General features: G+C 34.0%; 16 protein-coding genes. 6 read left to right on the top strand and 10 right to left on the bottom strand.

Going from position 1 to position 12,825, the window contains the following annotated elements; all coding sequences use genetic code 11:
* Positions 1-19: 19 nt before the first annotated feature.
* Positions 20-436, bottom strand: coding sequence for a hypothetical protein (locus EV144_RS07660; protein WP_134147686.1), 417 nt, complete (start codon positions 434-436; stop codon positions 20-22).
* A gap of 155 nt (positions 437-591) precedes the next feature.
* Here EV144_RS07660 and greA point away from each other — a divergent pair, with 155 nt between their 5' ends.
* Positions 592-1,068 (top strand): transcription elongation factor GreA, encoded by a 477-nt coding sequence (gene greA / locus EV144_RS07655; RefSeq protein ID WP_029271926.1) that lies wholly within the window; start codon positions 592-594, stop codon positions 1,066-1,068.
* An 11-nt stretch (positions 1,069-1,079) separates the two neighbouring features.
* The gene (locus tag EV144_RS07650; protein WP_134147684.1) at positions 1,080-1,469 is read left to right on the top strand and encodes an HIT family protein; all 390 of its coding nucleotides are present in this window, start codon (positions 1,080-1,082) and stop codon (positions 1,467-1,469) included.
* A gap of 74 nt (positions 1,470-1,543) precedes the next feature.
* On the opposite strand, the gene EV144_RS07645 is transcribed toward EV144_RS07650, so the two are convergent.
* Positions 1,544-2,695 (bottom strand): sensor histidine kinase, encoded by a 1,152-nt coding sequence (locus EV144_RS07645; protein WP_134147682.1) that lies wholly within the window; start codon positions 2,693-2,695, stop codon positions 1,544-1,546.
* Positions 2,696-2,854: 159 nt separating this feature from the next.
* Between EV144_RS07645 and EV144_RS07640 the strand changes: the two genes are divergently transcribed.
* The 4 genes from EV144_RS07640 (at position 2,855) to EV144_RS07625 (ending at position 5,751) form a co-directional block, all read left to right on the top strand.
* Entirely contained in the window at positions 2,855-3,730 is an 876-nt protein-coding gene (locus EV144_RS07640) for a flavin reductase family protein (RefSeq protein WP_134147680.1), read from the top strand.
* Between the two features lie 34 nt (positions 3,731-3,764).
* On the top strand, positions 3,765-4,136 hold the full coding sequence (locus EV144_RS07635; RefSeq protein ID WP_134147679.1) for a DUF3127 domain-containing protein: 372 nt from the start codon (positions 3,765-3,767) through the stop codon (positions 4,134-4,136).
* A 180-nt stretch (positions 4,137-4,316) separates the two neighbouring features.
* Positions 4,317-4,955, top strand: a complete 639-nt coding sequence (gene aat, locus EV144_RS07630; protein ID WP_134147677.1) for a leucyl/phenylalanyl-tRNA--protein transferase — start codon at positions 4,317-4,319, stop codon at positions 4,953-4,955.
* A gap of 1 nt (position 4,956) precedes the next feature.
* Positions 4,957-5,751: an MOSC domain-containing protein gene (locus tag EV144_RS07625; protein WP_134147676.1), complete on the top strand. Its 795-nt coding sequence runs from the start codon at positions 4,957-4,959 to the stop codon at positions 5,749-5,751.
* Here EV144_RS07625 and EV144_RS07620 read toward each other — a convergent pair.
* The 8 genes from EV144_RS07620 to thiC all read right to left on the bottom strand — a co-directional run bounded on the left by EV144_RS07620 (position 5,748) and on the right by thiC (position 12,774).
* On the bottom strand, positions 5,748-6,461 hold the full coding sequence (locus EV144_RS07620) for a HesA/MoeB/ThiF family protein (protein ID WP_134147674.1): 714 nt from the start codon (positions 6,459-6,461) through the stop codon (positions 5,748-5,750). The two genes, EV144_RS07625 and EV144_RS07620, sit on opposite strands and share 4 nt — an antisense overlap.
* Positions 6,462-6,514: 53 nt before the next feature.
* Positions 6,515-7,627, bottom strand: coding sequence for a 2-iminoacetate synthase ThiH (gene thiH / locus EV144_RS07615; RefSeq protein WP_134147672.1), 1,113 nt, complete (start codon positions 7,625-7,627; stop codon positions 6,515-6,517).
* Between the two features lie 36 nt (positions 7,628-7,663).
* Positions 7,664-8,041, bottom strand: a complete 378-nt coding sequence (locus EV144_RS07610) for a GxxExxY protein (protein WP_134147670.1) — start codon at positions 8,039-8,041, stop codon at positions 7,664-7,666.
* A gap of 133 nt (positions 8,042-8,174) precedes the next feature.
* Positions 8,175-8,951 carry a thiazole synthase gene (locus tag EV144_RS07605; protein ID WP_134147668.1) on the bottom strand — a complete coding sequence of 259 codons (777 nt, stop codon included), beginning with the start codon at positions 8,949-8,951 and terminating at the stop codon, positions 8,175-8,177.
* The gene (locus tag EV144_RS07600; protein ID WP_134147666.1) at positions 8,932-9,570 is read right to left on the bottom strand and encodes a thiamine phosphate synthase; all 639 of its coding nucleotides are present in this window, start codon (positions 9,568-9,570) and stop codon (positions 8,932-8,934) included. The genes EV144_RS07605 and EV144_RS07600 overlap by 20 nt, the downstream gene beginning before the upstream one ends.
* Positions 9,560-10,315 carry a hydroxymethylpyrimidine/phosphomethylpyrimidine kinase gene (locus tag EV144_RS07595; RefSeq protein ID WP_134147664.1) on the bottom strand — a complete coding sequence of 252 codons (756 nt, stop codon included), beginning with the start codon at positions 10,313-10,315 and terminating at the stop codon, positions 9,560-9,562. Before EV144_RS07595 ends, EV144_RS07600 begins: the two co-directional genes overlap by 11 nt.
* Positions 10,273-10,878: a thiamine phosphate synthase gene (locus EV144_RS07590; RefSeq protein ID WP_134147663.1), complete on the bottom strand. Its 606-nt coding sequence runs from the start codon at positions 10,876-10,878 to the stop codon at positions 10,273-10,275. The genes EV144_RS07595 and EV144_RS07590 overlap by 43 nt, the downstream gene beginning before the upstream one ends.
* Positions 10,879-10,950: 72 nt before the next feature.
* Positions 10,951-12,774 carry a phosphomethylpyrimidine synthase ThiC gene (gene thiC / locus EV144_RS07585; RefSeq protein ID WP_134147661.1) on the bottom strand — a complete coding sequence of 608 codons (1,824 nt, stop codon included), beginning with the start codon at positions 12,772-12,774 and terminating at the stop codon, positions 10,951-10,953.
* Between the last annotated feature and the right edge of the window lie 51 nt (positions 12,775-12,825).

Genomic DNA, 12,825 nt, shown 5'->3' with positions numbered 1-12,825 from the left:
ATTTTCAGGCTTTTTTATTTTAGTTATAAACGTGTACAACGGTACCGCTGGCTTCAACTCGATACTGTTTCATTGGGTATTCTTTATTGCCAAGACCAGTAAATAAATTGTAAGAAGTCTTATCGCAGGAACAAACCGCATTTATGCCGTCAATAGTCATTGCAGTACAAGATGTCACGGCCTGATTAGGGCAGGCAGCATCAAAAGCATTGTAGGTTCCTTCGCCTGTTTTCATTATAATTAATCCCTTTGCACCATAATTGGCCACAAATACAGGATTGCTAATGTACTTTAAGTTATTATATAAAGGCAGATTGGTGTCTAAATACGCATTTATAGAATAATTAGGTATGTATGGATTTTTGTTGCTGTTGCCATTATCGCTACAAGAAAAAAGCACAGAAACAAATACAATAAAGAGGCAGATTTTTTTCATTACTTTAATAAGAATTAGTGAAACAAATTTAAATTATTTAGTTTTGAATTTTATATGATTAACATATAATTATGTACTATAAAAAATAATAGTATATTTGTAATAAGAAATCCCGTCCCGATGGGATTTTTTGTATTTATATAAACGATGAAGTTATGAGTAAAGTATCTTATTATACAGCAGAAGGATTAAAAAAATTAAAAGATGAATTGGAGCACCTAAAAAGTGTAATGCGTCCAAAGGCATCTCAAGATATAGCAGAAGCAAGAGACAAAGGAGATTTATCTGAAAATGCAGAATATGATGCTGCCAAAGAAGCGCAGGGATTATTAGAAATGAGAATTGCTAAATTGGAAGAAGTATATTCTAATGCAAGATTAATAGACGAATCACAACTTGATGTTTCTAAAGCATTGGTGCTTTCTAATGTTAAAATCAAAAACCAAAGCAACGGAATGGAAATGAAATACACTCTTGTTGCAGAAAGCGAAGCAGATTTAAAAACGGGTAAAATTTCGGTAACTTCTCCTATTGGAAAAGGTTTACTTGGAAAATCAGTTGGAGAAGTAGCAGAAATTACAGTGCCAAATGGTGTTTTGAAATTTGAAATTCTTGAAATCTCAAGAGACTAAAACAATTCACGATGAGCAGTATATTCACCAAAATAGTAAACGGAGAAATACCAAGTTATAAAGTTGCAGAAGACGATAAATATCTTGCATTTTTAGACGTAAACCCAAATGCCAAAGGGCATACACTTTGCATTCCAAAACAAGAAATCGATAAGATTTTTGATATGGATGACGAATTGTATTTAGGTTTAATGGCGTTCTCTAAGAAAGTTGCAATAGCATTAGAAAAAACAGTTCCTTGCAAAAGAATCGGAATGGCAGTTGTTGGTCTTGAAGTTCCACATACACATGTTCATCTAATTCCGTTAAATGAAATGGATGAAATGCGTTTTATTAACAAAGTGAAACTTTCTAAAGAAGAATTTGAAGCTTTAGCAAAAGATATTCAATCTAATTTATAAATTAAATTTTGATTGTCAGGCTGAGCGGAGTCGAAGCCCAGTTTTAAATTAATATAAAAAAAGTGCAGTATAAACTACTGCACTTTTTTATTTAACGAAATCTGAAAAGTAGTTCCCTTCCCAATTTCAGAATGTAAGACCTTAATTTTTCCGTTATGATATTCCTCAACAATACGTTTCGTTAAAGAAAGTCCCAATCCCCAGCCGCGTTTTTTGGTTGTAAATCCCGGTTCAAAAATAGTTTTGAATTGTTTTTTAGAAATTCCGGTACCAGAATCTTTTACATTTATTTTTACATGATGCAAATCCTGTTCAATCTGAAGTTCTAATGTTCCTTTACCTTTCATGGCGTCAATAGCATTTTTAACCAGATTCTCGATAGTCCAACTATGTAATGTCGGATTAATCATAACAAGAATACGTTCTTTTGGACCCTGATAAGAAAAAGCAACTTGTTTAGAAAAACGCGATTGCAGATATTCATAAGTATTTAAAGTTTCGGCAATAATATCGTGCTCTTCTAAAGCCGGAACAGAGCCAATTTTAGAAAAACGATCTGTAATAGTCTGCAGACGCTCAATATCTTTTTCAATCTCAATAGTAATAGAAGGATCAATATCTTCAGTTTTCAAAATCTCAACCCATCCAATTAAAGAAAAAAGCGGAGTACCAATTTGATGCGCCGTTTCTTTAGCCATCCCTGCCCAAAGTTTATTTTGAGTAGCCATTTTGGTACTTTTATAGAAATTGTAAATCAAAGCCACAAACAAAAATATAATCAGCAATAAAGCAACAGGATAATATTTAAGTTTATTAAGTAATTCTGAATTACCATAATACAGTTTTTGATATTTTCCCGGAGCATATTCAAAAATTATAGGTTCATTTTCATTTCTTAAATTATTTAAAAAAGCCTTTGTCTTATTTTTATCATTAAGAACAGCATCGGGAACATTCTTAGAACTCACCACCTTATCATACATCATCAGCATGACAGGAATGGAAGTATTGTTACTGAAAATTTGCAGAGGAAGTTCAACATCAGTATTTTCATTAGCATTTACAATAGTAATCTGTGCATTCGCAAAAAGATTCATTTTTAAACGCTCCTCATTTTTAAAAATTTGAAAAAAAGTATAAGTGTTCCAGAGAATCAGAGTAATGATTAAAAAGGAAATAAAAATAATTATCCAACGAGTTGTATTTCTTCTTTCGGAAAAAGACATATGCATTTTTTTGAGGTATAAATATAACGAATAATACACATTTAATATTTTGTAAACCGTAAAGATTTTTGTTTTTAAACCCAAAACTATTTCACGGAATTAAAGGATTTCTATACTTTTGTAACAGCTGAAACGAGATTCAGTTAAAAAGAAAAAAATATGATTAGCATAGATCCAAAAGAGATACCAACGGTAAAACTGCATGCTTATCTGCAAAGCGCTGTAGGACCGAGACCTATTGCTTTTGCAAGTACAATAAGCGCAAAAGGAATTCCGAATTTGTCACCATTTAGTTTCTTTAATGTATTTAGTGCCAATCCGCCAATTTTGGTTTTTTCACCTGCAAGAAGGGTACGCGACAATACAGTCAAACATACTTTGATAAATGCAGAAGCAACCCGAGAAGTCGTAATAAATGTTGTAAATTATGACATGGTACAGCAAACCTCTTTGGCAAGTACAGAATATGCAGAAGGCGTAAATGAATTTCTAAAAGCCGGACTTACACAAATTCCGTCAGATTTGGTAAAACCATATCGCGTAAAAGAATCTCCGGTGCAGTTTGAGTGCAAAGTCACGCAGATTATTTCGTTAGGAACCGAAGGCGGAGCAGGAAATTTGATACTTTGTGAAGTAGTAAAAATGCACATTCACGAGTCGATTGTAGACGAAAACGGAGCAATCGATCAGCATAAAATAGATTTGGTTTCAAGATTAGGAAGTAATTGGTATTCAAGATCAAACGAAGGACTTTTTGAAGTGCCAAAACCACTCACAACATTAGGCGTTGGAGTAGATGTGATTCCGAATTTTATCAAAGAAAGTCCCGTTTTTAACGGAAATGATCTTGGCAAATTAGGCAACATAGAATCCTTGCCTACAACGGAAGAAGTTAGTATATTTGTGAAGGAAAATTTTTCTGTAAAAGGAGTATTAAGCTCCGATGATCAGGAAAAGATACATTTGGAAGCCAAAAAATATCTCGACAAAGATGATGTTTTGTCGGCGTGGAAAGTGCTTTTAGCAAAAAAATAAGAAAAGAATCAATAATTAATATAAACGAACGAAGATGGAAGTTATAGGAAAAGTAAAAGTGGTTAATCCGGAGCAACAAGTTAGTGCCTCATTTAAAAAAAGAGAATTAGTTGTTACTACAGATGAGCAATATCCACAACATATTTTAATCGAATTTACACAAGATAAATGCGATTTGTTAAGCAGCTATAAGCAAGGAGAGCCAGTAAAAGTTTCTATCAATTTGAGAGGAAGAGAGTGGGTTAATCCACAAGGAGAAACTAGATATTTTAATAGTATCCAAGGTTGGAGAATCGAAAGAGTAGGAAACGAAGCACCTTCACAAGCACCTCCAATGCCTGCTGCAGAAGCTTTTGCTCCAGCAACAAACGTAAACAACGACGAACCAGACGATTTACCTTTCTAAAAAGGTTAAATTTCAATAGTTTTAAATTCCAAATTCCAAATCTTTAATCTGTTTGGAATTTGGAATTTTTGTTTTTATTTAGATTGAGGTAACTTTAAGAAAAATGGAATTTGGGATTTTAATATTGAGTATTCTCAAGTGTTGGAATTTGGAATTTCTAAATTGAAATTTATTTTAAAAATGCATTATTTATCAAAAGACTTATTTTTTCCGCCAGTTTCAGAAGCCGATGAAGAAGGAATTCTTGCTATTGGAGGCGATTTAAGTCCGGAACGTTTACAATTAGCCTATAAAAACGGCATTTTTCCGTGGTTTAATCCTGGAGAACCCATTCTTTGGTGGTCGCCAGATCCGAGAATGGTTTTGTTTTTGGATGAATTGATTGTGTCAAAAAGCATGCGTAATATTTTGAACAGAAAAATATTTAAAGTTACTTTTAATAAAAATTTTAGGGACGTAATTTCCAACTGCCAAAAAATAAAACGCGACGGGCAAAACGGAACGTGGATTTCCAATGAAATGATTGATGCATATTGCGCATTAAATGAAAAAGGAATTGCAAAATCTATTGAAGTTTGGCAGGATGAAGTTTTAGTAGGCGGTTTGTACGGAATTGATTTAGGAAATATTTTCTGTGGAGAAAGTATGTTTTCTAAAGTTTCAAATGCATCAAAAGTGGCATTTATAGCTTTGGTTGAATATTTAAGAAGAGGCAATTATAAATTACTGGATTGTCAGGTTTATAATCCACACTTAGAAAGTTTAGGCTGTGTCGAAATTGACCGCGAAGTATTTATATCTATTTTAAAAAGTGAGTAAAATGAGCACCATTCATGTTGTAAAAGAAATTTATATTTATCCGATCAAAAGTCTGGCAGGAATCAGCTGTAAAAATGTTTTAGCCGAAGAAATGGGATTCGAAAACGATCGTCGATGGATGTTGATCAATGCAGAAAATCTACACGTAACACAACGCGAATATCCGATCATGAGTCAGTTTTATCCGCAGATTTCAGACGGAAAAATCAGCATCACTTTTCAAGATCAAAAACATGAATTTTCTATAGATGAAAATTTGGAAACTCCAATAGAAACAAAAGTTTGGGAAGATAAAAGTGAAGTTGTTGAGGTTAATAAAGCAACATCGGAATGGTTTAGTAAACAACTTGGTTTTCAATGCAAATTGGTTAAAATCAATAACATTGGAGCGCGTAAACATGAAAGTTCACGCACAAAAGAAACCTACAATGTAAGTCTTGCCGACGGTTATCCGTATTTACTGATCGGAACAAAAAGTTTGGATTTTTTGAATGAAAAACTAGAAGATAAAATTACTATTTTAAGATTTCGTCCGAACATAGTAGTTAGTAGTGAAGTTGCTCACGAAGAAGATGATTATGATACTTTTAAAATTGGTGAAGTACAATTTAAAAACATAAAACCCTGCGGAAGATGTATTATGGTAAATAATGATCCGAAGAAGGGAATTATAAAAAAAGAACCTTTGAAAACTTTAGCCAAATATAGAAATGTGAACAATTCTGTTTTATTCGGAACCAATATCGTCAGCTTAAATTCTGGAATTATTAAGGTAGGAGATTCAGTTATTTTCTAAAAATTCAGTTTTGTAAAATTCCAATCCAGCGTATTAAAAACAATTAATTCGTTTTGTAAAGTTGGTAATCCTACAATCAATTTTAAAGTTTCGTGCGCCATCATATTGCCGATAATTCCGGGTAAAGTTCCCAAGACACCATTCAAATTACAATTCGGAACATCTTTTGGATCAGGTATTTCCGGAAATAAATCGCGTAAATTTTTACTTCCTTTATAATTAAAAACGGCAACTTGTCCTTCAAATTTTAAAATACTTCCATAAACCAATGTTTTGTTTAATTCTACGCAAGTGTCATTAACCAAATAACGCGTTTTAAAATTATCCGAACCATCAACGATTATATCAAAATCTTCGATAAGTTTTGATGCATTTTCTTCCGTAAGTTTTTCTTCAAAAGCAATAACATTAATCAACGGATTTAGTTTTTCTAAAGTTGCTTTTGCTGTTAAAGCCTTAGAAAAACCAATTTGATCTTCCGTATATAAAATCTGCCGATGAAGATTATGAATTTCTATGGTATCAAAATCTACAATGCCAATAGTTCCAACTCCCGCAACAGCTAAATATTGCAAAACAGGACAACCCAAACCACCCGCGCCAATAACCAATACTTTTGCATTTTTGATTTTTTCCTGACCTTCATCGCCAATTTCTGGAAGTATAGTTTGTCTGTTGTAGCGCAAGAATTCTTGTATAATAGTACTCATTTTTTGATTTTAGATTGTTTGGAATTTGGAATTTTAAAGAGTTTGGAATTTTTCTATTTGTAACTTTTGCTCCAATCTTTCCAAACGGGTTCGTAACCTGATTTTTTTATGATTCGTGCAATTTCTTCTGCTGAACGTTCATCGCTGATTTCAAATTGTTCCAAAGATTGCGGATCAACAACATAGCCACCCGGATTGGTTTTAGAACCTGCACTCATACTCGTAACGCCAATCGGAATAATGTTGTTTCTGAATTTCTCATTTTCACGTGTAGAAATCGAAATTTCTAAATCTTCGTTCCATAAACGATACGCGCAGATAAGCTGTGCCAAATCTTTATCATCCATAATAAAATTCGGTTCGATAATTCCTTCAGCTGGGCGTAATCTCGGAAAAGAAACAGAATATTTGGTCTGCCAGTATTTCTTCTGTAGATAATCGATATGCAAAGCATTAAAAAAACTGTCCGTTCGCCAGTCCTCCAAACCTAATAAAACACCTAAACCTATTTTATGAATTCCCGCAGTTCCAATTCTATCGGGAGTTTCCAGTCGAAAATCAAAGTTTGACTTTTTACCTTTTGTATGATATTTTTTGTAAACTTCCTGATGATACGTTTCCTGATAAACCAAAACCGAATAAACACCAGCTTCGTGTAAACGAACATATTCTTCTGTAGAAAGTGGCTGCACTTCAACAGAAATAATCGAAAATTGTTCTTTTATTTGTGTAATTGCATTCAGAAAATAATTAATATTTACGGTATAATTTGCTTCGCCGGTAACTAATAAAACATGATCGAACCCCGCTTTTTTTAAAGCCTCAACTTCAAGTTTAATCTCAGCATCTGAAAGTGTTTTTCGCTTGATTTTATTGTCTAAACTAAAACCACAATACGTACAGATATTTTGGCATTCGTTGCTTAAATATAATGGCGCATACATTTGAATGGTTTTCCCAAAACGTTTTTTAGTGAGTTCGTGACATTGTTGTGCCATTTGCTCTAAATATGACTGCGCCACGGGTGAAATCAATGCCAGAAAATCATCAAGATTTCTTTTGTTTTTTGCTAATGCCTGTTCTACTTCTTTTGTTGTAGTTTGATATATTTTAGATTGAATGGAATCCCAATCATAGTTTTCAAAAACCGATTTAAATGTTTTCATTTTTTTGTTTCTCGCAGATTTTGCAGATTAAGCGGATTATATTTTGTTTACTACGCGATGTATACTATCTAGAATATTAGTACAATTAAAGTTGACCAATATCCCGAGTTTTTTATTTGTTAATTTTAAATAAGTATTTAATTGTTTAAAATGAATTGACTTTAATTCTTCAACAGATTTTAATTCAACAATTACTTTGTCTTCAACTAATAAATCAAGTCTGAAGCAAACATCTAATATCACTTCTTCATATTTTACAGGTAAATCAATTTGTTTGATGACGTTTAAACCATCTTTTTGTAATTGATAATACAGTGCGCTCTCATAAACTGATTCTAATAATCCCGGTCCTAATAAATTATAAACTTTAAAAATTGATCCTCTTATTCTATATGAGATTTCATTCTCTAACATATTTTCTAAATTAAATTATTAAAAAATAAAATTAAGAATTTTCTTTCTTTTTAAATTTTTTTCTCCCGCAGATTTTGCAGATTAAGCTGATAAAAAATCTCTGTTATCTGCAAAATCTGCGGGAGAAAAATAACTACTCATATAAAAAAGAAGTCAAAGGACTAGAAGCGACCGCATGATTAAACTGTTTTCCTAGTTTAGCCTCAAACGCTTTTCTACCTGCAATAACAGCTTCTTTAAAAGCCTCCGCCATTAATTCCGGATTTCCTGCAACCGCAATTGCAGTATTTACTAAAATAGCATCGGCACCAATTTCCATAGCTTTTGCAGCATCTGATGGAGAACCAATTCCGGCGTCAATGATTATCGGAACATTGCTTTGTTCAATAATAATCTCTAAGAAATCAATAGTTTTTAAGCCTTTATTACTGCCAATTGGCGAACCCAAAGGCATAACGGCAGCAGTTCCAGCATCTTCCAAATGTTTGCATAAAACAGGATCAGCATGAATGTATGGCAGAACGATAAATCCTAATTTAGCCAGTTCTTCAGTTGCTTTTAAAGTTTCTATCGGGTCTGGCATTAAGTATTTTGGATCAGGATGAATTTCTAGTTTTAACCAATTTGTTTCTAAAGCTTCACGCGCCAATTGCGCAGCAAAAATGGCTTCTTTGGCATTTCTTGCACCAGAAGTATTAGGCAATAAATTGATTTTTGGATGATTAAGGTGCGATAAAATAGCATCCGTTTCAGTTTCTAAATCAATTCGTTTTAAGGCAACGGTTACCAATTCGCTTTCCGAGGCTAAAATCGCGCGTTCCATTTCGATATTCGAACCAAATTTTCCCGTTCCTAAAAATAGGCGAGAAGTCAGGGTTTTATCTCCAATTTTAAACAATGACGTTTGCATATAATTTTTCGTTTAGTTGTTGAATAAGAGTTGCTTTTTCGTCACTTTTTGTGATAATACCAGAAACAGCAATTCCATAAATTCCAGTTTCCATCAACGGATTTAAATCCCGCAATGTGATACCTCCAATAGCATAAACCGGAATGTTGATTTTATTTTTTTTCAGTTTTTGAAGAATCTCAAAATAACCGGACAAGCCTAAAATCGGACTTAATTTTTCTTTTGTATTCGTAAACCGAAAAGGCCCCAAACCAATATAATCACAGCCATTTTTTGCATGATTCTGAATGTCTTCAAAAGTATTGGCAGTTCCTCCGATGATTTTTGTATTTCCTAAAATGGCTCGTGCTTCATCGATTTTCATGTCTGTCAAACCAAGATGAACGCCGTCTGCAGCGATTTGCTGTGCGAGATGTAAATTGTCGTTTACAATAAAATTCGCCAGATATTTTTCGCATAAAAGTTTTGTCGCTTCCGCTAAAGTAACAGCCTCTTTCTCGGTTTGGTTTTTAAAACGCATTTGTACCCAATTGCATCCTGCATCAAGAGCCTGATGAATATTGTACAATTGTTCTTCGATTGTTTCGCCTTGCGATATGTATTGCAGTTTAGGGTACATAATGATATCCGATTAAAGTTGAAGTTGAACTCAGGTATTTTTCTATGTAGGTTTTGGCATTTTTGCAAGCTTCTTTTGGGGCTTGATTCAAAGCTAGATTTGCAGTAATTGCAGCCGAAAGCACACAGCCGGAACCATGTTTTTCGTAACATTTTTTTTCTGACGGAATCAAATCGATAATTTCATTTTTTAGAAATAACCGATCTGTACCAATTGCTGATTCATTGTGTCCGCCTTTTAATAAAATAGTTGTTGGAATTTCATTTTTAAGCCAAAGTTGATTCGAGAAAAAATCAGGAAATAAGAACATTATTTCATTATAATTAGGTGTAATCAAATCGATTTGGGAGAGAATTTTATTTAAATCTAAAGCATCAGTAATTTCCATAAATTCGAATTCAGTTGAAGATTTCAAAACCGGATCCCAGACAATTTGTGTTGTCGGAGAAAGGAATTTTATAGTCGAGAGAATTCGGTTCAGATAATCTAAACTTGGCACGATTCCGATTTTAACAGCTTTGATTTTATAGTTTTGAAATAAAGCTTCTATCGAACGAATTACAAAACTCAAATCTGTCCATTGAATATCATAAAATCGATTTTCGGTTTGAATAGTATTAGCAGTCGAAATCGCAAAACCTGAAACTTGATGCTGTTCAAAAGTTTTGATATCCGCCAGAACACCAGCGCCTCCGCTCGGATCTAAACCTGCGATAGTAAGTGTGTACGGACGATTTGCTGACATAATTTAAATTGTTTTAAAGGATTTTCATTGCTCCAAATTGCTCCCAAAAGTGCGGCGTCATCAAAACCATTTTCAAGAGTTTTTTGAATGTTTTCAGAATTGATTCCGCCCAAAGCGATAACTTTTGTCTTTGTGTTTGTTCTTGATTTTAGAGCTTCGAATAAATCAATTTCAGAAACATAATTTTCTTTAGAAATGCTTTTGAAAACTGGGCTTAGAAAAGCATATTCAAAATGATTTTCTAAAGTGTTGAAATCCTTAATTGAATGAGTTGATGTGGAATACCTACAAGGTTTTGGAAACCTTGCAGGAACTAAACTTGAACTTCTTGTTTTTTCTGAAAAATGAATTCTGTTAATTCCAAAATCTTCTGCAATTTGATGATGATTGTGTAATACCAATTGCGATCTGAAATCTGGATTTATTCGATTTATAAAATTTTGAGTTTCTTCTAAAGAATAATCTGGTTTCCTCAAATGAAACAATTCTAATCCTTCCTCAAAAAGAGAATGGATTAGATTGATTTCGTTTGCTATTGCAATTGGATTTGATATTACGATCATGTTTTTTCTCTCGCAGATTTAGCAGATTATGGAGATTTTTATTCTATTCTCTTTACTCTATATTCTTTTTTCTTAAATGTAAATCTCTTTCCCTTGTTCGATAAATTCCTCTGATTTCTCCTGCATACCTTTTTCGGCTGCAGCCACATCTCTAATTTCCTGAGATATTTTCATAGAACAGAATTTTGGACCGCACATAGAACAGAAATGCGCCACTTTTGCGCCTTCAGCCGGAAGAGTTTCATCGTGAAATTCTCTTGCAGTGTCGGGATCGAGTGATAAATTAAACTGATCTTCCCAACGGAATTCAAATCGTGCTTTACTCAAAGCATTGTCTCGGTATTGCGCTCCCGGATGTCCTTTGGCTAAATCAGCAGCATGTGCCGAAATTTTATACGTGATTACACCGTCTTTTACATCTTTTTTGTTTGGTAAACCAAGATGTTCTTTTGGCGTAACATAACACAACATTGCACAACCGTACCATCCAATCATAGCGGCGCCAATTGCAGAAGTAATATGGTCGTAACCCGGTGCAATATCTGTTGTAAGAGGCCCAAGGGTGTAAAATGGAGCTTCGTTACAATGTTCCAATTGTTTGTCCATATTTTCTTTAATCATGTGCATGGGTACGTGGCCTGGTCCTTCAATAAAAACCTGAACATCATGTTTCCATGCAATTTTGGCTAATTCACCAAGAGTTTCTAATTCGGCAAATTGTGCGGCATCATTGGCATCTGCAATAGAACCCGGGCGCAAGCCGTCGCCAAGAGAAAAAGCAACATCATATTGTTTCATGATTTCGCAGATTTCTTCAAAATGGGTGTATAAAAAGTTTTCTTTATGATGAAATAAACACCATTTTGCCATAATAGACCCACCGCGAGAAACAATTCCCGTAACGCGATCCGCGGTTAAATGAATGTAACGAAGTAAAACCCCGGCATGAATCGTAAAATACGAAACGCCTTGTTCTGCCTGCTCAATCAAAGTATCGCGAAAAACTTCCCAAGTTAAATCTTCGGCAATTCCTTTTACTTTTTCAAGAGCCTGATAAATTGGAACAGTACCAATTGGAACTGGAGAATTTCGAATAATCCATTCTCTGGTTTCGTGTATGTTTTTTCCGGTTGATAAATCCATAATCGTATCGGCACCCCAACGACACGCCCAAACGGCTTTTTCTACTTCTTCTTCAATACTCGAAGTCACAGCGCTGTTACCGATATTGGCGTTTATTTTTACCAAAAAATTGCGTCCCACAATCATGGGTTCACTTTCGGGATGATTAATGTTATTCGGAATAATAGCACGACCAATGGCAACTTCGCTTCGCACAAACTCTGGTGTAATTTTACTTTTTGGTGTATTGGCCCCAAAACTATGACCTGCGTGTTGGCATTGCATGGCTTTGGTTTGTTCGTTTAAAAGCTCGATTCTTTGGTTTTCCCGAATCGCGATGTATTCCATTTCTGGAGTAATAATTCCTTGTTTGGCGTAATAGAGCTGCGTTACATTTGCGTCTTTTTTGGCTCTTTTTGGTTGATGTAAATATTCAAATCTTAGATGATTTAGACTTTCATCTTTCAATCTGCTTTGTCCATAATCAGACGTTATTTCGTCTAAAATCTCAACATCATTTCTGTCAAGAATCCATTTTTCGCGTAAGCGTGGAAGTCCTTTTCTAATGTCGATTTGAATATTAGGATCAGTGTAAGCTCCTGATGTATCGTAAACTGTAACGGGAGGATTTTTTTCGATGCCTCCATTTGAGAGTTTGGTGTCGTTTAATTTAATTTGGCGCATGGCCACTTTTATAGGATGGATTTCTCCATCAACATATATTTTTTCTGAATTAGGAAAAGGCGTTCTGGATATTTTTTCTTCGTTTGTCATAAGAGAAGTTATTTGTTTCAAGTTTCAGGTTTCAAGTTTGATCTTGATTGT

Origin of the sequence: Flavobacterium sp. 270 (assembly GCF_004368785.1) — a bacterium.
In the GTDB taxonomy this organism is placed as follows: Bacteria; Bacteroidota; Bacteroidia; order Flavobacteriales; family Flavobacteriaceae; genus Flavobacterium.
Note: the sequence above shows the minus strand (reverse complement) of the source record. Positions and strands in the feature narration are given on the sequence as shown.

Excerpts from the sequence above, each read along its gene's own strand:
- EV144_RS07660 (WP_134147686.1), bottom strand. The coding sequence starts at position 436 with ATGAAAAAAATCTGCCTCTTTATTGTATTTGTTTCTGTGCTTTTTTCT.
- greA (WP_029271926.1), top strand. The coding sequence starts at position 592 with ATGAGTAAAGTATCTTATTATACAGCAGAAGGATTAAAAAAATTAAAA.
- EV144_RS07650 (WP_134147684.1), top strand. The coding sequence starts at position 1,080 with ATGAGCAGTATATTCACCAAAATAGTAAACGGAGAAATACCAAGTTAT.
- EV144_RS07645 (WP_134147682.1), bottom strand. The coding sequence starts at position 2,695 with ATGTCTTTTTCCGAAAGAAGAAATACAACTCGTTGGATAATTATTTTT.
- EV144_RS07640 (WP_134147680.1), top strand. The coding sequence starts at position 2,855 with ATGATTAGCATAGATCCAAAAGAGATACCAACGGTAAAACTGCATGCT.
- EV144_RS07635 (WP_134147679.1), top strand. The coding sequence starts at position 3,765 with ATGGAAGTTATAGGAAAAGTAAAAGTGGTTAATCCGGAGCAACAAGTT.
- aat (WP_134147677.1), top strand. The coding sequence starts at position 4,317 with ATGCATTATTTATCAAAAGACTTATTTTTTCCGCCAGTTTCAGAAGCC.
- EV144_RS07625 (WP_134147676.1), top strand. The coding sequence starts at position 4,957 with ATGAGCACCATTCATGTTGTAAAAGAAATTTATATTTATCCGATCAAA.
- EV144_RS07620 (WP_134147674.1), bottom strand. The coding sequence starts at position 6,461 with ATGAGTACTATTATACAAGAATTCTTGCGCTACAACAGACAAACTATA.
- thiH (WP_134147672.1), bottom strand. The coding sequence starts at position 7,627 with ATGAAAACATTTAAATCGGTTTTTGAAAACTATGATTGGGATTCCATT.
- EV144_RS07610 (WP_134147670.1), bottom strand. The coding sequence starts at position 8,041 with ATGTTAGAGAATGAAATCTCATATAGAATAAGAGGATCAATTTTTAAA.
- EV144_RS07605 (WP_134147668.1), bottom strand. The coding sequence starts at position 8,951 with ATGCAAACGTCATTGTTTAAAATTGGAGATAAAACCCTGACTTCTCGC.
- EV144_RS07600 (WP_134147666.1), bottom strand. The coding sequence starts at position 9,570 with ATGTACCCTAAACTGCAATACATATCGCAAGGCGAAACAATCGAAGAA.
- EV144_RS07595 (WP_134147664.1), bottom strand. The coding sequence starts at position 10,315 with ATGTCAGCAAATCGTCCGTACACACTTACTATCGCAGGTTTAGATCCG.
- EV144_RS07590 (WP_134147663.1), bottom strand. The coding sequence starts at position 10,878 with ATGATCGTAATATCAAATCCAATTGCAATAGCAAACGAAATCAATCTA.
- thiC (WP_134147661.1), bottom strand. The coding sequence starts at position 12,774 with ATGACAAACGAAGAAAAAATATCCAGAACGCCTTTTCCTAATTCAGAA.